The sequence below is a fragment of the Photorhabdus sp. S10-54 genome, from assembly GCF_963878145.1.
Classification (GTDB): Bacteria; Pseudomonadota; Gammaproteobacteria; order Enterobacterales; family Enterobacteriaceae; genus Photorhabdus; species Photorhabdus kayaii.
In genome coordinates this window covers 1-20,344 of the sequence record NZ_CAWNXG010000003.1, presented here as the reverse complement: position 1 = coordinate 20,344, position 20,344 = coordinate 1, and the positions used below count along the sequence as shown (strand labels likewise).

12 protein-coding genes and 1 pseudogene are annotated in these 20,344 nt (G+C 44.2%); all 13 read right to left on the bottom strand.

Translation table 11 applies throughout. The annotated features are described in order from the left end of the window. Positions 1 to 7: 7 nt before the first annotated feature. Positions 8 to 1,489 (bottom strand): ribosome biogenesis GTPase Der, encoded by a 1,482-nt coding sequence (der, locus tag AACQ83_RS02325; protein ID WP_112876242.1) that lies wholly within the window; start codon positions 1,487 to 1,489, stop codon positions 8 to 10. A gap of 289 nt (positions 1,490 to 1,778) precedes the next feature. Beyond that, positions 1,779 to 2,951, bottom strand: coding sequence for an outer membrane protein assembly factor BamB (gene bamB, locus AACQ83_RS02320; RefSeq protein ID WP_112876243.1), 1,173 nt, complete (start codon positions 2,949 to 2,951; stop codon positions 1,779 to 1,781). A gap of 14 nt (positions 2,952 to 2,965) precedes the next feature. Next, the gene (locus AACQ83_RS02315; RefSeq protein WP_112876244.1) at positions 2,966 to 3,586 is read right to left on the bottom strand and encodes a YfgM family protein; all 621 of its coding nucleotides are present in this window, start codon (positions 3,584 to 3,586) and stop codon (positions 2,966 to 2,968) included. Between the two features lie 11 nt (positions 3,587 to 3,597). Further along, positions 3,598 to 4,875, bottom strand: coding sequence for a histidine--tRNA ligase (hisS, locus tag AACQ83_RS02310; protein WP_112876245.1), 1,278 nt, complete (start codon positions 4,873 to 4,875; stop codon positions 3,598 to 3,600). A gap of 245 nt (positions 4,876 to 5,120) precedes the next feature. After that, entirely contained in the window at positions 5,121 to 6,242 is a 1,122-nt protein-coding gene (ispG, locus tag AACQ83_RS02305) for a flavodoxin-dependent (E)-4-hydroxy-3-methylbut-2-enyl-diphosphate synthase (RefSeq protein WP_112876246.1), read from the bottom strand. Between the two features lie 74 nt (positions 6,243 to 6,316). Then, the gene (gene rodZ, locus AACQ83_RS02300; protein ID WP_112876247.1) at positions 6,317 to 7,351 is read right to left on the bottom strand and encodes a cytoskeleton protein RodZ; all 1,035 of its coding nucleotides are present in this window, start codon (positions 7,349 to 7,351) and stop codon (positions 6,317 to 6,319) included. Positions 7,352 to 7,472: 121 nt separating this feature from the next. Further along, on the bottom strand, positions 7,473 to 7,886 hold the full coding sequence (locus tag AACQ83_RS02295; protein ID WP_240000678.1) for a tetratricopeptide repeat protein: 414 nt from the start codon (positions 7,884 to 7,886) through the stop codon (positions 7,473 to 7,475). 92 nt (positions 7,887 to 7,978) lie between these two features. Then, entirely contained in the window at positions 7,979 to 9,157 is a 1,179-nt protein-coding gene (locus AACQ83_RS02290; protein ID WP_112876249.1) for a bifunctional tRNA (adenosine(37)-C2)-methyltransferase TrmG/ribosomal RNA large subunit methyltransferase RlmN, read from the bottom strand. 181 nt (positions 9,158 to 9,338) lie between these two features. After that, positions 9,339 to 9,764, bottom strand: coding sequence for a nucleoside-diphosphate kinase (ndk, locus tag AACQ83_RS02285; RefSeq protein WP_112876258.1), 426 nt, complete (start codon positions 9,762 to 9,764; stop codon positions 9,339 to 9,341). Between the two features lie 218 nt (positions 9,765 to 9,982). Then, complete coding sequence (pbpC, locus tag AACQ83_RS02280; protein ID WP_112876250.1) at positions 9,983 to 12,304, bottom strand: peptidoglycan glycosyltransferase PbpC; 2,322 nt, start codon at positions 12,302 to 12,304, stop codon at positions 9,983 to 9,985. Positions 12,305 to 12,360: 56 nt separating this feature from the next. Then, positions 12,361 to 17,391: an alpha-2-macroglobulin family protein gene (locus AACQ83_RS02275; protein ID WP_112876251.1), complete on the bottom strand. Its 5,031-nt coding sequence runs from the start codon at positions 17,389 to 17,391 to the stop codon at positions 12,361 to 12,363. A gap of 873 nt (positions 17,392 to 18,264) precedes the next feature. Beyond that, complete coding sequence (locus tag AACQ83_RS02270) at positions 18,265 to 19,065, bottom strand: MBL fold metallo-hydrolase (protein ID WP_112876252.1); 801 nt, start codon at positions 19,063 to 19,065, stop codon at positions 18,265 to 18,267. Positions 19,066 to 19,723: 658 nt separating this feature from the next. After that, a pseudogene (locus AACQ83_RS02265) lies at positions 19,724 to 20,107 on the bottom strand (IS30 family transposase); the annotation flags it as partial. Positions 20,108 to 20,344: the final 237 nt, after the last annotated feature.

The following is a 20,344-nucleotide window of genomic DNA, read 5'->3' as shown; positions in this document are numbered from 1 at the left end:
ATTAGCATTAACGCTTTTTCAGATGCGACATTAGACGTTTACGTTTACGCATTTGATTTGGTGTCAACGTATTACGTTTGTCAGCATAGGGATTCGCCCCTTCTTTAAACTGAATCCGAATGGGCGTTCCCATCACCTTTAGGGATCGGCGGAAATAGTTCATCAGATAACGCTTATAAGAATCAGGCAAATCTGTTACCTGATTACCGTGGATCACAACAATTGGTGGATTATAACCACCAGCATGAGCATATTTCATTTTCACCCTGCGACCACGGATCATCGGCGGTTGATGATCTTCTTCGGCCATATGCATGATACGGGTTAGCAGTGAAGTATTAACACGACGAGTGGCGCAATCATAAGCCTCAAGAATCGAGTCAAACAGATTCCCCACCCCACTACCATGCAAAGCAGAGATAAAATGTACTCTGGCAAAGTCAACAAAACCAAGACGATAATCCAGCATCTCTTTCACACGCTCTTTATCTTCCTGTGACATGCCATCCCATTTATTGACCGCGATGACCAATGAGCGCCCACTATTAAGAATAAAACCCAATAATGACAAATCTTGATCGGAAATACCTTCTCGCGCATCGATAACCAGTAATACAACGTTAGCATCTTCAATCGCTTGAAGGGTTTTTATGACTGAAAATTTTTCAACCGTTTCAGTGATCTTACCCCGCTTACGTACCCCCGCGGTATCAATAAGGATATATTCACGGCCATCGCGCTCCATTGGAATATAAATGCTGTCACGGGTAGTGCCTGGCATATCGTAAACCACAACCCTTTCTTCACCCAAGATACGGTTAGTCAACGTAGACTTGCCCACATTTGGCTTACCGACAATGGCTAATTTCAATGGCAGAGTTGATGGATCAAAATCCTCCTCCCCTTCTACCATCTCAATTTCATTCTGTTCCTGCTCTGCCCAATAAGCTGCGTTGGCCTCTTCCTCAGTCAGCTCAACCACGTCTTCTTCACCTTTACCGGAGAAAGGTAACAGTACTCGTTCGATAAGTTGGGTGACGCCACGACCATGAGAAGCAGCGATAGAATAGATATCCCCCAATCCGAGGGAATAAAATTCAGCAATAGCGGTATCAATATCAACACCGTCAGTTTTATTCGCGACCAAAAAAGTAGCTTTTTCGCGACCACGTAGATGTTTTGCTATCGTGTGGTCTGCTGGCATAAGCCCGGCACGAGCATCTACCATAAACAGAACAATATCGGCCTCTTCAATCGCCATCAAAGATTGAGCTGCCATATGAGTTTCCACACCCTCTTCGATGCCATCAATACCACCGGTATCAATGATGATAAATTCCTGCCCCTCAACCTCAGCTCGACCATATTTACGGTCGCGAGTCAGACCTGGAAAATCCGCTACCAGCGCATCTCTTGTACGGGTTAAACGGTTAAATAATGTGGACTTACCCACATTTGGGCGCCCTACCAGAGCGACGACAGGTATCATTTGTTGATGCCTCATGACTTAATTTGAAATTAGTACTCCGCTGTTCACCACAACAGAACACTAAAAAGACGAAACGGCTCCTGTTCTCTTTCTCTCCAGGAGCCGTAGGACTATACCCGTTATCTTTCAAGTTGCCTCTTTGTTGGCTGCACTCGCTCACCCCGGTCACATAGTTTCCTATGCTCCCGGGGATTCTCTCCCTTGCCGTCGCGATGCATCTTGAAATCCATAGGGTATATAACTAACGCTTTACTCTATATTTCCGGTCAACACAGACAGTAAGCACAACTCAACGGGTAAACAGATAAACCGTACCGTCTTTCGCCTGCACCATCAATTTGTCACTGGCGACAACCGGACGGCTCATTAAACCGGAACTATCAACTTTATGTTGAGCAACAAACTTACCATCATCCATATTCAGCCAGTGCAGATAACCTTCACTGTCACCAACAACCAGATAACCATTATACATTTCAGGCGCGGTTAAATTACGGTGTTGCAATTTTGTCTGAGTCCACAAAGTGACACCATCACTTTGACGCAGACCCATAACACGATCATTTTGGTCAACAATATAAATATTATCACCAGAAACAACCATTTCGTTCACTGAACCCAAATCACGCTTCCAGAGGATCTGACCTGAACGCATATCAAGCGCCACCAGATTACCGTTATAAGCTATTGCATATATCACGCCCTCAGAAATAACTGGTGTCGTATCAACATCATTAAGACGACCGATTTCTGTAGAACTGGTTACCTGAGAAATACGTTGTTGCCAAATCAACTGCCCCTGAGAAATCAAGACGGCGTTGACACGACCATTATCCCCACCTACGATGGCAGCACCGTAAGCCACGGCAGGCGCCGATTCACCACGCAATGATAATGACGGTGAATCCAAATTAACGGACCATTGCACTTTACCATCTGACTCACTTAATGCCTGCAACATCCCATTACTGGTATGAATCAGCACCAGACCATCACTCACCACAGGACGCGACAACGCTTCACCGGCAACGTCGGATTGCCAGGCAACTTGCCCGTCTTTGGTATTCAATGCAATAACTTTGGCACGTTCAGTACCTACATATAGATGATCCCCAGCAACGGTCAGACCACCAGAGAGCAATGCAGGTATACGAGAAGAGAGGAAACCCGCTTTTTCCGCCAGATTCACCGACCATATCTCTTTACCACTATCAATGTCCAACGCCTTAACGATGCCATGACGATCAGCAACATAAACAGCAGAGCCCTGCCAGGTTGGTGTCAAATGAGAATAATAACGGCCTACACCATCACCTACAGATTTATCCCAAACTTCGCTTGGATTAAATTGATTTTCGACCTGTGGCAATGGTGACATCGTTACTGTGTCTTGCTCACTTGAACAACCGGCTAACAGAACGGAAGCCACTAAACCAACCAAGAGTGTTTTACGCAGTTGCATTGAAAGAATTCCCCTTAGCTGGATAAGTTATTCAATTTAAGATTTAACATCGATTTGATCGCCTGTGGTGAATTTGAGCTCAAACCTTTGGTATACGCTGCACGGGCACCGGCAATATCACCTTTTTTCAACAGGGCATCACCGCGGATATCCTCTGCAACGGCAACCCAACCGGAACCTTTAACCTGTTCCAACGTTTTCAGCGCGGCATCCGCTTTATCTTCCGCCAATTGAACCCTAGCTAGGCGAATATTCACCAGAGACAGCAAATCCTCATTTTTTACCTGATCGGTAGCCGCAGATAAAAATTGATCTGCTTTAGTTAATTCATTCTTTTCAACAGCAAGTTGAGCCAAATGCATATGCGTCATCACGCCATAACTGTCATTAATTTCACTGGCAAATTTTTCGGCAGCAGCATGACTCTCTTTTGTACTGGTAATTAATCCTTGATCTACTCGTTCAAAAGCTTCTGCACTTTCCTGCAACTGATTTGTCTGATGAGATTGCCAGTAACGCCAGCCAATCAGCGCCCCGGCACCCAACACCAGCCCAAAAACCAAGGCTTTACCATTATTGGCAAAAAAGCGACGAATCACGTCTACCTGTTCGTTTTCATTGGTATAGACTTCCACAGAGTCTCTCCTTAACCTAACAGTTCAACCAAACGAGCAGCAATTTCGCTTTGCGGCAACGTTTGTTGTTCACCTGTACGTAAATCTTTAATGGCTACCTGACCAGAACGAATTTCATCCTCACCGAGGATCAGCGCAATTTTGGCGCCTTGTTTATCCGCACGCCCCAGTTGCTTCTTAAAGTTCCCTCCCCCGTGGTTCATCATTAAACGCAATTGGGGCAACGTATCACGTACCTGTTCAGCCAAAATCAATGCCGCTTGCTGACTACCTTCACTAAAAGAAGCGAGATAAACATCTGCAACTGACCGCTCCGCGACAAATGCTGGATTAATTTCTTGCACCAGCAAAATCAGACGCTCCATCCCCATGGCAAAACCCACAGCAGGCGTTGGTCGGCCCCCCAGTTGCTCAACCAGCCCATCGTACCGACCACCGGCACAGACCGTCCCTTGAGCCCCGAGTGCCGTTGTCACCCATTCAAATACTGTGCGGTTATAATAATCCAAGCCACGAACCAAACGCTGATTAATCCGATACTTGATACCCGCCCCATCAAGAAGTGCACACAGGCTATCAAAATGTTCCTTTGATTCGGCATCAAGATAATCAAACAGTTCCGGCGCATCATTAAGAAGTTGCTGAACCTCTGGATTTTTTGAATCCAGAACACGTAATGGATTACTGTACATACGGCGTTTGCAATCTTCATCCAGCTTATCTTTGTGCTGCTCAAGAAAAGCCACCAACGCTTCGCGGTAATTGGCGCGTGCCGCCAACGAACCAATGGAATTCAGTTCAAGCGTCACATGCTCAAAAATACCGAGTTCACGCCACCAGCGAGCAGTCAATAAAATAAGTTCGGCATCAATATCAGGCCCTTGAAGACCAAAAACTTCAGCACCTAATTGATAAAATTGGCGGTAACGGCCTTTTTGTGGACGTTCATAACGGAACATTGGCCCTAAATACCATACGCGCTGTTCCTGATTGTACAGCAGACCATGTTCAATACCGGCACGCACACAACCCGCGGTATTTTCAGGGCGTAGGGTCACACTTTCACCATTGCGATCATCAAAGGTATACATCTCCTTTTCAACCACATCAGTGACTTCCCCAATAGCCCGTCTAAATAACGGGGTCTGCTCTACAATCGGTGTGCGGATCTCGCTATAACCATAACCCGCCAGTACTCGTTTCAAAATAGTTTCGATACGCTGCCAGATAACCGTATCTGCCGGCAAGTAGTCATTCATGCCTCGAATAGCTTGGATATTTTTTGCCACGTTTTATCTCTAGTTAATGATTCAAAAATGATGTTGATTATATACCCGTTATCTTTCAAGTTGCCTCTTTGTTGGCTGCACTCGCTCACCCCGGTCACATAGTTACCTATGCTCCCGGGGATTCGCTCCCTTGCCGTCGCGATGCATCTCGAAATCCATAGGGTATAGAAGCGAATACCGGCGAGCTTCAATTAACAAACAAAACAACGCTGGCTCATCATCACGATGAGCCAGTATCAGATACATTATTTGTCCAGTTGACTTATGCCAATGCGCATATTTTCATCGAGCATTGATGCTTTAGCACGGATCTTCGCCTCAAGCTGATCGATCATATCAGCATTATCGAGACGCACTTTCTGCCGTATCCCATCTTCATAAAAACCACTTTTCGTTCTGGCGCCGGTGACACCCAAAGTAGAAACCTCCGCCTCGCCGGGTCCGTTAACCACACAACCAATAATAGAAACATCCATCGGTGTGAGTAAATCTTCCAAACGTTGTTCCAAAGCATTAACTGTGCCAATAACATCAAATTCCTGACGGGAACAGGTTGGACAAGCGATAAAATTTATACCACGGGAACGAATACGTAATGCTTTCAGAATGTCAAAACCCACTTTAACTTCTTCGACAGGATCGGCAGCCAAAGAAATACGCATGGTATCACCGATACCTTCTGACAGGAGGATACCCAAGCCAATGGCAGATTTTACAGAACCTGCACGCGCGCCACCCGCCTCAGTAATACCAAGATGCAATGGCTGATCAATCTTCTGAGCTAACAAGCGATAGGCACCAACCGCCAGAAAGACATCTGACGCTTTTACACTGATTTTAAACTGATCAAAATTAAGCCTATCAAGAATATCCACATGGCGCATAGCCGATTCCACCAACGCTCCTGGGGTGGGCTCACCATATTTTTCCTGAAGATCCTTTTCCAATGATCCGCCATTTACACCAATGCGGATTGGGATATTTTTATCACGGGCAGAAGCCACAACCTCACGGATACGTGCTTCATTACCGATATTTCCAGGGTTAATCCGCAGACAATCGACACCATACTCTGCAACTTTAAGCGCGATACGGTAATCAAAATGGATATCTGCAACCAAAGGAACACTCGCTTGCTGCTTAATCAACTTAAATGCTTCCGCGGCGTCCATCGTTGGTATTGATACGCGAACAATATCAACGCCAACACGCTCAAGCGATTTAATCTGTTTAACAGTCGCTTCCACATCTGTAGTACGTGTGTTTGTCATTGACTGCACCGAAATGGGCGCACCATCCCCGACAGGCACATTGCCTACATAAATACGCGTAGATTTGCGTCTTTTTATCGGCGATTCATTATGCATACTGGTGTTTCTCCCAGACTTCCATGTGCTTACTGATAAAATTACAACTATGCCCTACTGTAACAGGCCTTTCATTATGCTGCCGGTACTTTAAGACGCGCGATACGACTCTCTTTAATAAAGCGGCTTAAATCAACAGGTTGCCCGCGGAACCGTACATCCACAACAGCCGGAACACCGATAGTTAACTCATAAGGTAATGAGCCAGAGAGACTCAGATGGTCACCTTTATGTTTAGTTCCACTAAATAATTTCTTTCCTTTTGCATCAACAACTTGCAACCAACAGGATGCTTTAAAATTCATCATCAGATTATTACTGTCAGCGACTGCCGTTGAATTATTTTCAGACACACTCGGTACTTGAGCTGTCCCTTGATTGGCTGACAATGGAGCAGTCTGAGTTTGTGGCCCGTTACCTGCTAATTGAGTTTCAGGTGTTTTCACCACTTGATTTTGCGTTGATGCCGCAGATTGGGCCACTTCCTCACTATGACCATCAAGACCACCAGTATTATTCGCTGCCACTGCATTTTCGGTTACAGCGGCAGATGATGATGGCTCACTTGTTGCCTGTTCGCGGGTTGGTAACTGTGTCACCTGATCATGATTTTCAGTGGGTAAATCCTCTGAACTGGCTTTTTTCTGAGCAACCTTAGCCGCAGAATGATCAGCCATCGAAATCAATTCCTTCTGTTGAGCTATGTGATTTTGCCACCACCATGCTCCCGTCAAACTAATTACGACTAAAATAATCAACCACGTAATCCACATCAACCAACTTTCGCGTTTTTTCCGTTTTTTACCCAACGAAAAACTCTGCATCGGTGAAACTTTCGCTGTTTTTGCCGGGGTATGCTTATCCAGAATTGCCAGAATTTCTGCTTCTGGAATTTGTACCAACTTAGCATAAGAGCGAACATAACCACGCAGGAAAGTCGGTACCATAGTGGCCGGAATATTGTCCTCTTCAATATCACGTATTGTAGAAAGTTTTAAACACAAGCGATCAGCTACAGTCTGCTGGGTTAGCCCGTGCTGTTCACGAGCCTGACGCAGGAGCTGGCCGGCGGTTAAATAAGCTTGTTCTGGAGTCGTTTCTGTATTCATTAGCAAGAAGACGCGGTACTGTTCAGGTTGTGAAAAACTTCGCGCCGGCGCCTTGCTATAATCTTTAAATTACACAATGGCCTGCGCGGCGAAATAGATTTGCTATTTTACTAGCGGCAAATCACTGATAACAAACACGCCTGTCAGCATGGCTCCCAGTAAACAGAGTCTTGACTTCTTCATACTGCCCCTGCTCACAGAGAAAAACGCTGTAATGATACAATACCGTATCATTTCCTGGCGCGTACTGCATCGCCATTTTGTAACGTTGACGAGCGGCTTCCGGCTGACCAGAATATTGCTCATACAACGCCATACCTAATTGAGCCTGATAATGGTCTGGCTTTGCCAGTAAAACCTTATCAAAGTGATATCTGGCGGCAGGTAAATTACCTTTAGCCAGATAGGCCATTCCCAGTTGAATCCGGGTTTCTGCTGCGACTTTTCGCTGTTGATTGCCGTTTGTTGGTTGATTGGAACATCCTACCAACAACATAGCAACCACCATCATTCCCGATAACGATTTCCTTATCATTCCATCCCCACCGACCAAAGATATGTCATTGTAACGATCATTTCACTTATGCATTTCAGTTACTGCATGACAGGACATACCAACATTCCCATTCAGACTGCTCTTATCTGAATAGGTTCACCGGCCTGACGTTTTTTCAATGTACGTTTGGTACGATCAATTACATCACCGGCAAGTTGACCACATGCGGCATCGATATCATCACCGCGAGTCTTGCGGACAATAGTGGTGAAACCATATCCCATCAACACTTTAGCAAAGCGATCAATCCGGCTGTTGGAACTGCGGCCATATGGCGCCCCCGGAAACGGGTTCCATGGGATCAGATTGATCTTACTCGGTGTGTCTTTCAAGCATTCAGCTAATTGATGTGCCTGTTCCACGCTGTCATTAATATGATCCAGCATGACATATTCCACCGTCACACGCCCCTGATTAGCATTAGATTTAGTCAAATAGCGGCGCACACCTGCAAGGAACTGCTCGATATTATATTTACGGTTGATAGGAACGATGTCATCCCGTACATCATCTGTCGGTGCATGCAGGGAAATTGCCAAAGCAACATCAATCATATCGCCAAGTTTATCCAGTGCTGGCACTACACCAGATGTGGATAACGTCACACGGCGCTTTGACAAACCGAAACCAAAATCATCCATCATGATTTCCATGGCAGGCACCACGTTATTTAGGTTAAGCAGCGGTTCTCCCATCCCCATCATCACCACATTGGTAATCGGGCGACGACCACTGGATTTCAGTGAACCAATAATTTTTGCGGCACGCCAAACTTGACCAATAATTTCAGAAACCCGCAAATTACGGTTAAACCCTTGCTGAGCAGTGGAACAGAATTTACACTCCAGTGCACAACCTACCTGAGAAGAGACACACAAAGTTGCGCGATCATCTTCCGGGATATAAACCGTTTCAACCTGCTGATCGCCAACAGTGATCGCCCATTTAATCGTACCATCGGCCGAACGTTGCTCTTCTGCGACTTCAGGTGCACGGATCTCTGCAACTTGTTGCAATTTTGCTCGCAGAATTTTGTTAATATCTGTCATCTGCTCAAAATCGTCATAACAGTAGTGATATATCCATTTCATCACTTGATCAGCACGGAATGGTTTTTCTCCCATGTCAATGAAAAACTGGCGCATTTGCTTGCGATTCAGATCAAGCAGGTTAATTTTACCGCCTTTCTTTTCTGGAGTTTCAGACACGACAGAAGCAGCAAATTGTGCCGCAGTATTTGGTTGGGACATCTTTTTATATCGCCTCGTTGTAACACTTTCGGCTCTGCGTTAATGAACTCAACGCGAAGTTTCAATTCAGGTCACTATCAGTTTAGTATAGTAACAAATAATAAGCGCCCCGTTGAATTAACAGCGGGGCGCCGCATTGTACAAACTTTAATGCAATGATGCTACGGGTAACGCAAATCAATTAACGTGGGCAAATTTCATCTTCTGTGAAGAAATACGCAATTTCACGGTTTGCAGATTCAACCGCATCAGAGCCGTGAACCGCGTTTTCAGTGAAGCTATCTGCATAATCAGCGCGCAGAGTACCTGCCAATGCATTATCAGGATTAGTTGCCCCCATCAGATCACGGTGACGCTGTACTGCATTCTCGCCTTCCAACACCTGAACCATAATCGGACCAGAAGTCATAAATTCCACCAAACCATCAAAGAAAGGGCGGCCTTTGTGCTCCGCATAGAAGCCCTCAGCCTGTTCACGGGTCAGGTGAAGCATTTTCGCGGCAATAATTCTAAACCCAGCACTTTCAAAACGAGCATAAATAGCCCCGATGGCATTTTTCTTCACAGCGTTAGGCTTAACAATAGAAAAAGTACGTTCAACCGTCATAGATAACCTCTTGGTTCTTCTTGCAGCAACTGATAATTTTAATTTTTCCCGATAAGTTAATCGGTTAATACTCATTCCGCAACCTTAGCGGAGATAAAAACGGCGTTGATTATAGGGGCATGAATAGCAGTTGCCTACAGAAAACATAACATTCCATTAAATTTTCCTTAGCGAAAATTACCATTTTTTCGTACAAATCACACTTTTACCTGAATCGTTTACTTCAAGGTAAAATTGACAGAATCAATTTGCCCGCCCAAATCCAAAACACTAAGCTGATATTTACCCAGCTGAGTCAATGTCTGAACAAATCCCCGATTATTTTCTGTGGTCATTACCTGTTCTCCATTCAGAAACCACCATTGTTGCCCACCACTACCGCCCTGAGTGGTAACACGTAAATCAAGGCTGCCAAAACCAGGAAGCCGTTTCAATACATCTCCGTTACGAATCCCCACGATCAACAAGGGCGCTTCATCTGATTTCAACGGTGGACATCGAGGATTAACCGGCGGCAGACGCTGTGCCCGCCGCTCTTGTGTTGGTAACCATGATTCGAGGGTAATCGGCCATAAAGCGATATTTTTAGCCCGAGCGCCGGGACAATCAGGAGCCACGCGCAAACCGTTTTTATCCAACCACACCTGTTCATTGATGCCTGAAATAGCCTCTTGCCCCACCGCAGGCAGCGTAGGCGGAATCGTGTTATTCAGTATCCAGCTCAGACGCCGCTGACGGCAATTATCCTCTCCCTTCGGTAAACTCTGCCCTCCCGGCCAACAGATAATTGCCCGACTCACACTTGCTGGACGCGGATCAACAGGAATCCGTTTAGCCCCATTTCGCATATTGGCGAACAACAGATTATTGACCTGATTCATGATGGGAACCGCCGTAGCATAGCCGAACTGCCCGACAACTGGCGTGCCATCCGGCCGACCAACCCAAACACCAATGGTATAACGCGCATTTAAGCCAATGGCCCAAGCATCACGGTAGCCATAGCTGGTACCGGTTTTCCAAGCCAGCGGCACTTGTGCCGGCAAAACATCATCAGGTTGCGGCAGAGCTTCTCCAGCCATAATTCGCCTCACTATCCATGCAGCGCCGGGGGAAAAAAGTTGCCGATCACGCAATTTCTGCTGCGGAGTGAATCTCAAGGGGGAAACCTTCCCCTGACGGGCAAACGCCGTGTAAGCCGCCACCAGTTGATCCATCCGGGTTGCCGTACCACCAAGAATCAATGATAAATTGGGTTCACTGCCGGGAGGAAAACGCAATACGGTTCCCACATTACGCATATTGGCGGTAAACCGCTTGGCGCCATAGGCTTCAAGCAGTTGCACAGCGGGTAAATTCAGTGAACGAACCAACGCCTCACTGGCACTGACCGGCCCATGAAAGCCACTGTCAAAATTTCCGGGGCGATAATAATCAAAGCGGCGAGGCACATCCTGTAACAGTGATTCCCCATGAATTAACCCATCATCCAGCGCCATGGCATACAAAAATGGCTTCAAGGTTGATCCCGGCGAACGCCATGAACTTATCATATCGACATGACCAAAACGGCTATCATCCCGTAGATCCAGCGAGCCGATATAGGCTTTTACCGCCATGTCTGTATGATCAACCACTAACACGCCAATCGAAGTTTTTTCTGGTAACTGGTACTTCCAATTCACCGCCATATCTTCAAGCTGACGCTGTAATCCCACATCAAGGGTTGTTTTGATGATCTCCTGACGAGTACCTTTCGCCATTCGTCTGGCAAGCAAAGGGGCAAGCTGTGGCACCTGCCGAGGAGCCAACCACAACGTTTCTTGCCGAATATCAGCAATCGTCTGTTCCGGCCAGATTTTATAGTGCGCCAACCGTTGCAACACCTTATCGCGAGCAGCCTGTGCCCGTTCAGGATAGCGATCTGGCCTTAAACGGCTAGGAGCCTGTGGCAGAACAGCCAGTAAAGCCGCTTCTCCCGCTGAGAGTTCAGAGGGCGGTTTAGCCAAATATGCCCAACTCGCCGCACCGACACCTTGTAATGTGCCACCAAACGGCGCGCGGTTCAGATACATCTCCAGAATTTCATTTTTGGAATAGTGCCATTCAAGCTGCAAAGTACGCCAGATCTGTTTCAGCTTCCCGCCGAAAGTGCGTGAATGGGGATCAATCAACCGAGCGACCTGCATTGACAGCGTACTACCACCGGACAAAATCTTACCGGCTCGTATATCTTGCCAGGCAGCCCTGACCAGAGAAATCGGGTTAATCCCCGGGTGTTTATAGAACCAGCGATCTTCATAAGTCAGCAATGCCTGAATATATTCCGGTGATACTTGATCCAATGTTACCGGATAACGCCAAACGCCTTCATCATCGGCAAAACGCCAAAGCGGCGTACCATCCTCACTCACGACAATACGCGCCATTTTGACTTCACGCAGTGGCAGAGGCCAAATTTTATCTGCCAGCCATAAACCCGCCGGGAGCAAAAACAACAACAGTACAATCAGCCACATAAGGCGATGCGTTTTCTTCATCTATGAACACCAAGAGAGAAATCAGCCCTTACACCAGAGCATAAGGGCTGACAAATTTAGCGGACAACTTCCAGTTTTTCAGGTGTAGAACCGACTGCACGCCAGTAAGGCACATACATAGATTCAACCTGTGGTGCAGGAATGGTGTAAACACCCGGAGTTACAGCACGTGCCAGATAGAGCAACGTCACTGGCTGAGACGGATCAACCGCGACTGCCGCCACATATCGATCATCACGATATTCAATATGATGAATCGTCGCCTGTTGCATATCGCCAATCAACTCCTGAAGATTAGCGGCACTCTCACTCAACTTGGCACTGCTGTTAGCCAAGTTCTGGTTTTCCAGCTCCAAGCCGGCGGGCAATAAATCAACAACCAAAGCATCCTGTACGGATTTATCTGAGCTTACCACCAGCTTCACAACCACCATTTCACCGCTTTTCAGATGGTCAATGGAAACCGAATTACCCTTCATATCCAGATAGCTACGCTGAATTTTCAGCACATTAGCGTAAGGTTTCGGAGAGCGCAGCGGGTAGGCCACCACATTTACTCGTGAATAGAGCGTGCTGTCACCAAGGTTACTGATACTCACACCTTGCTGAATATCCTGTGGATACAACATCTCACTATAGGACTTATCCCTACTTATTGGTGAAGTCCGCTGATTAATCACCGCTTTCCACGGCTGCACTGATGTATCAATAAAGAAACGTCCCGCCAAGTAGAGTGAATTACTCTCCTGAGTTGAGAAATAATTGCGAGATGTCAATTCATCAGACAGAGCCAGCAATTTCTCATCACGTTCCTTTATTAGCATATTATTTTCAGTCAACAGAGCAACAATCATTGCGTTGTCACGGATGTCACTGCCGTAATCACCTAAATCTACATCATCATGACGGTTTTTACTGATCCCCAAACGAACCGCTTCATCTGCTCGGGTGTTATCCCCCATCAATTTCAGTGCGACTCCCAGTTGTACCAGTGACAAGCCATTGCCTGCTTGCTGACGGCGTTCATAAACTTGTCTCAGAGCGCCCAATGGCGCTTTCTGTTGATTGGCAAGCACCAGACCAGCATAAGACTGAACCGAGAATCGCATTGCTTCCTGATTCTGGCTATAGGGATAGTTAATAACACTCTTATCCTGTAAATAACGTAACAGACGGTTATTGGCAGAAGTCAACACCTCTTTAGGTACGCTGTAACCTCGTTGACTTGCACGGAATAGAAAATCGGCGGCATAGGCCGTTAACCAATATTCTTCATCACCGGTTTTATCCCATAAAGCAAAGCTACCGTCATGACGCTGCATACTCAACAGATGAATAATTCCCTCATCAATACTTGCCCGGCGTTTATTATCATCTTCCGCCATGATACCCAAACTATTCAGCTCTGATTTGTTCGAATAGAGTGACGGATAAAGCCCACTGATTGTCTGTTCAAGACAGCCATATGGGTAGGCGTACAATTCACGAATATAGCGTGAAATCTGTAACGGTGGACGGCTGCTCAGTAACAACTGCCCCTCGGCTCCTTCTGGTGATAAACCCGATAAGGTATTTAACGGCAACTGCCACTCCTCTCCCGGATGAATAACATTAGCGAACAAAACAGTTTCCGCTGGCTGTGCCTGACGCACACCAATCTTCCAACTATTTTTATACGGTTTCAGATTTTCACCGGGTAAATTCAGACCATCAATCGTCAAGGAAACCTCTCCTTGACCAACCCCCAAATCCGCTGTGACCGGAATCTCTACTGTGGTGCGTTTGCCTTTTTCCAATGTTATCTCTTTGCTAATATCCCCCTCCAACTTAATCAGGTCATTAGCCGCAAAGTTCAAGGTCAAGTTTTGCGTCTGTTCAGTTAAGTTAGTCAAATCTAACGACAACAATGCGCTATCACCACCTGCCATAAAGCGAGGTAATGCCATCTGTGCAACCACCGGCGCAGCAATGACAACTTTACTTTCACCGTGGCCGAACTCATCTTCACTCCACGCTTGAACCATCAACCTCAATTCACCATTGAAATCAGGGATTGGCAAAACGATCTGCCCTTCGCCACTTTCATCCAGCGTCACTGGCTGTGCTTGTTCAGCGATAATCTTAACTTCGGTTAGTGGCTTTCTGCCGCCACGATCAAGGGCGCTATCATCACCATCACCACCAAAACGCAGATTCGCCAGACGGCCTTCACCTTCAATCAACTGACCATACACATCATATTGATCGACACTGTAACGCTTACGACCAAAGAAGGCCTCATAGGGGTCGGGAGTTTTAAAATTCGTGACATTCAGCACCCCCGTATCGACAGCAGAAAGCAGCACATTAACCTGCTTGGGTAATTTCCGCCCTTGTTGTGGCGTCGCCTTGATTTTAACGGTCAAATTCTGATTCGGACGCATCTTTTCCGGTGCGGATAATGTCAAATCCAGCTTACGATTTTCATCAACCAACGGCAGGTGCAACACACCAATGGCACGTTTCGGTGTCACCTGACGAGATTTATCCTCTGGACGCACCACCACAGCGGTTAAATAAAGGTCATGACGATGCCACTCTTTATTTACCGGCACTTCCACATCCAAACCTTGTTCTGGCACATCAATTTTTTGCCACCAAAGTGGCCCTTCACTGGATTCCACCAACAGATAACCTTTACCGGCCTGTGGCGCGACCATATGCAGTTTTATCTTCTCACCTACCTGATAAGCGGGTTTATCCAGAGATAACTTCACCTGATCAGGACGAACAGCCCCTGTACCACCGGTATTGTCCTGCCATGAGTAACCCGCCCAGAAATTAACGCTGGTCACTAATTGATTTTCTGGATTAACCACTTCAATACGGTACGCCCCCCAATCAACCGGAAAACTGACCTTTGCCGTACCATCTTGAGCAATTTGGATATGTTCATCCGCCATCACCAAATCTTTCTGGTCATAGCCTGATTGCCAACCTTCGCTATCCGACCAACGCCAATAATAGTCGCGGCGTTCATAAACCAAGCGGGCAGTTAAATCTTTCGCAGCATATTTTTTTCCATTGGCATCGGCATACACCACCGCAAATTGCGCCAGTGAATTTTCATCCACATTGTAACGACTTTGGTAACGCCCTACGCGATAGTCATAAATCTCTTTCTGATTAAACAACGGACGGATACCAACCAGCTTTTCTGCCGGCCAAACGGCCTGTTCAACTCGACGAGTTACCGGGCGGCCACCAGATTCAAGCAAACCTGCCTGTACAATGACGTTTACTGGCGAAGAGACCGAACTCCAGTTGTCGGCACTGACATTAATTACGGCTTTACCCTCATTACCTAAAACCAAGTCAAACTCATCCAATGTGCGACTAAGATTGTCTTCTGTAACCGCACCAAACTCATAGCCAGGCAATTTTGCTACCGCATCCCGAGCTGGACGCAGAAATAATTGCCCTTGCAAGCGATTATATGCGGCAGGCGCTCCATATAGATAACGGCCTTTAATCGCGAAATCCACATCGTGGTCTTTCATCACGGGTTGCGACTCACTACTAATTTCCAGAGCCATGCGCTCCGGCATAAAATCTTCGACATTAAACTTGTAATAACGGGGTTTGTTATCGCCCAAATCAAAACGTAGCGACCAGAGCCCAGTAGCCGCTGACTGGGGGATCGCATAACGATACTGATACAACCCATTTTCGGGTTGCCAGACAAAACTACGAACAACCTGACCATCGGTTTTCAGTACATCCACTTTAACTGGCTGACTTTTCATTGCGCGGCCATCACCATCACGCAACAGGCCATTGACAATCAACGTTTCACCCGGGCGATAGAGATCACGAGGTCCAAAAACAAAAAATTGTTTGCTATACCCTTGTGGGCCAGAGATATCAAATTCAGACAGATCCAGCGCCGGTGATACCAAATCAATCATACTGGTTTGGTGATCATGAGTAGCAAGCAATAGTTTCGCTTTTACATTTTTTTCTAAGCTGACGTGTCCATCATCGTCCGTTGTTGCCTTTGACAATAATAGCCCTTTATCATCCAACAGCCGTATTTCCACCCCTTTCAGGCTGCTACCTTGCGCCAAAGATTGGGTAAACACATCCATCTTATCCAAATAGCTGTGCACAGAAACACCTATATCACTTAAGGTAAACATTGTTGCTGGATTGGTGTCTGTGTATTTACCCGCTTGTTGCATCACCGCCAGATAAACACCATCTTGCTGTAAATCTTTAATATTACTTAATGGCAACAGTAATTTTTCGCGGGTATTCAGTGTTGGATTCAGATCGAAACGGCCGGTATAAACCAGTTCCGCATCTTTGAGCATCTCTTCAGATTCCCAAGAATTCATATTATTGCGATATTGCCACTGTGCAATAAAAGCCGGTAATGCCGCCTCTTTTATCCTGAAAAAATTAACATCAACACGATTAACATTCAGAGCCAATACTGGCAAACCTTCAGCAACTTTACTGGGTAACAAAGAGCCTTTGCTGGCAAAACCGACAGACGGAGAAATCGTCGCGGTTGTCAGCGTTTTCTCATAAGCCGTTTCGAGTTGACGATCATTGATACCTTTAACATCTTTATCTACGGTCAATTGCAACTTACGGGAGGGCGGCAAATGGCGCAAGCGCAGTTCCATCATGTTATCTGACAGTTCCCACGCCCCATCAAGTTTGCCCTCTTTGACATCCACCAAACGGACATTCTGCGCAAAATCCTGATTCGGATCTAAAGGAACAGAAAATGTCACCACCATTGCACTAGCGCCATCAAGCTGAACTTCCGAGGCATCCAGAATCTTCACTGGTTTACCGGCATAACGTTTTACTAATTCAGCCAGTGAGGCTGCATCTTTCGGTTTTACTGATTTTGGTGGAGTATTTGATTGTTGAGGTGCTTTTTCGCTTTGAATTTCCGTGGACTGCGGTTGGGCAGCTTGCTTATTATCAGTGCTATCAGATTGGTCACAACCAGAAAGCATCAGCAAAGACGCTAAAATCACCGCCAAATAACGTTTGTTTCTTCTTGGCCGTTGCCAGAATTGACCTTGATTCATAATCATAACCCCTGTCTTAACTCCGGCCAACTGGTGGCAGGATTTAATGAATAACTCTATGTACCCATTATCTTTCAAGTTGCCTCTTTGTTGGCTGCACTCACTCACCCCGGTCACATAGTTACCTATGCTCCCGGGGATTCGCTCCCTTGCCGTCGCGAAACATCTTGAAATCCATTGGGTATAAATCAATATATTAAATTTAAATCAAACAGATAGAATCAACTATATACCTATGATCAACTTATTATACCGCCTATTTATATAAGCAACGTAAAGACATTAAGTTCATATAATAGCCTGTTATTTTAATGAATTAAACATCACAGAAACGATAAGTAAATCTAAATTTATCGATTCAATTTTTCATTAAGAACTCCATATATCTTGTAAAACGAATTTTCGTCATTTCTCTCAGTGACCGAAGATAGACCTTTACTGCACCATCCGCTTGATAATTTACAAGCAGTAAAACAATATAAAATCGATCATTAAAACAAGTTGAATAAACAGGAAATTATCATTATCGTACCGGTTATCAATATCATTATTAGATTAAATACAGTCATCTTCAATATACTATTATTTTTCCTAAAAAATACGGCAATAGGATTATATACCCTATGGATTTCAAGATGCATCGCGACGGCAAGGGAGCGAATCCCCGGGAGCATAAATAACTATGTGACCGGGGTGAGTGAGTGCAGCCAACAAAGAGGCAACTTGAAAGATGACGGGTATAGCAATAAAAACATTAACCTATCGTTATTATAATCCCAATTATTTAAAACAGAAAAAAACGCTAACCCCAACGCTGTCGCAAATGGGGTAATAACCTGATGAACATCCATTTTCTCAACGACTTTCATTATGTTACTCGACTAATAATACCTGTCCTGTTTTTAGCTGTTTGACATTTGGTAACCAAAGTCTTCCCCAGCTACCAGTACAATGACATCCATAGACCTCTTTTATATTTTCTTTTATGAAAAATTCTCTGATCTTCAATAACTCCGTCGGTAACGCTCTCCTTAAATGCAATCCGCCTATTACTGCGAATACTTTATCCACACCGGTAATCATTTTAGCGTGGTTAATAATTTCACAAATACCAGAATGACCACAGCCAACGATAATCACCAATCCATTATCGCTTTTCCAAATTAACGCACTATCATCCAATATATAATCATTGGCCCAAGAGCTCTTTCTAATTAACCCAAAGGATTTTCGATGATCATTTGCTATTTCCCCTGAAAAAATAAATCGCTCACTTATCTTCATATGCGATTTCGTTAAACGAAATAAAACTCTCTTCTTAACTCGTTTATTAATTTTACCCGACATTTTTTTAAATTTTAACGCCATTTTCCTGAACATAACACCATAATATTTCTCATTTAATGCATCAGGATGACATATTAATTTAGCATTATGGGGAAAATAATTAACACCACCTATATGGTCAGAATGTCCATGAGAGATAACAATTTTGGATATATCATCAATAGATATCCCCATCCTGTTTGCATTCTCAATATAGCTACCATCCGGGCCGGTATCAAAAATTATCTTCTCTTCACCATCTTCAAGTAAAAGACTCAAACCAGGCTTAGCTATCAAATATGAATCAGATGTTTTATTTTCCAGTAGTACAGTTATTTTTAACGACATAGCTTATCCATTAATTTTGTTGAAGTCACGCTTCTATTAAACGGTACAGGTAACAATAGCATTGACGTACATCAATAAAATAATGAAAAGCCATTATATCGTCACATTTTTATAAGCAGATCACAAATTACCCCTCCTCTACTGACAGTTAATTTTTCAACATGAAATGATTATATCTCTATCATATTTATTGTCTTGCAATATTCACATACGAATATTATCCCTTGCTGTACAACATATTTTTAAAGGTAGAGATAAATATATTATTAAATAATAAAACCCAACGATAGGTTATTCAAACAATTTAATCAAACTTACTATACTAATACCTAGTATAATTGACAATGCTTAATTTACAATATCACTATAAAGCCAGTAATTGACTTACATAACTACTCTCATTTTATCTATATTATAAGATAAAAACATAATATATTTATCAGATATAATTTGATTTTATATTATATGAAAACATTCAAATATAACAATCAATAATTATAGAAATATCACATGTCGTTATAAACATAACCTATCCATTTATATCCAATCATTATTAACACCTTTATTAATACAATAAAAAAATATATTATTTCCATGTAAAAATAGAATTAATATATTTTAAAATAATTGGCATATTCATATAATAAGTACAATATCGTTACTCTGGAAGTAAACATATCCGCATTCCTTTAAATAATTCATTGGGTGTTTTACCCCCTAGTTTTTCGGGAGCGATTACTTAATCGGTTTACCACAAAATTTATTTCCTGCTCAGAGACTTTATTCAGTTTGGTTCCTTTGGAAAGTATTGCCTGATTAATCCATTGATCCCCTCTTTTCCTGAGGTGAGTAGAGGTGTGATAAAAGTAAATTTGTGCCTCTAATTTTTCACTGATGAGTTCATGCTCTGCAAACACCAAACTGTTGTTGAATGTGATAATCCTAACCGTTTGTTTTAACCCGTATAACACTTTCACGGCGGCTTGCACGACTTCTGATGCTGTTTGCTATTGAGCTTAACGATAAGGGTATACCGCGTCTTACTTTTCTGCCAACTGAGCTAAAAGTTACCATCTAACCTCATCAAAAAAGATAATATTTCATCACCAATTTACGATAATCATCACTTTTCCAGTGATTTCATCCTGAAATAAAACATCATAAATGTGATGTATATCACATAATTAACACAAAAAATGAAATTAATTTGAAATTATTAGTATTGGTTATTAAATGATTAATATTAATCTGTTTTTTATACAATGTTGTCACAAAATAA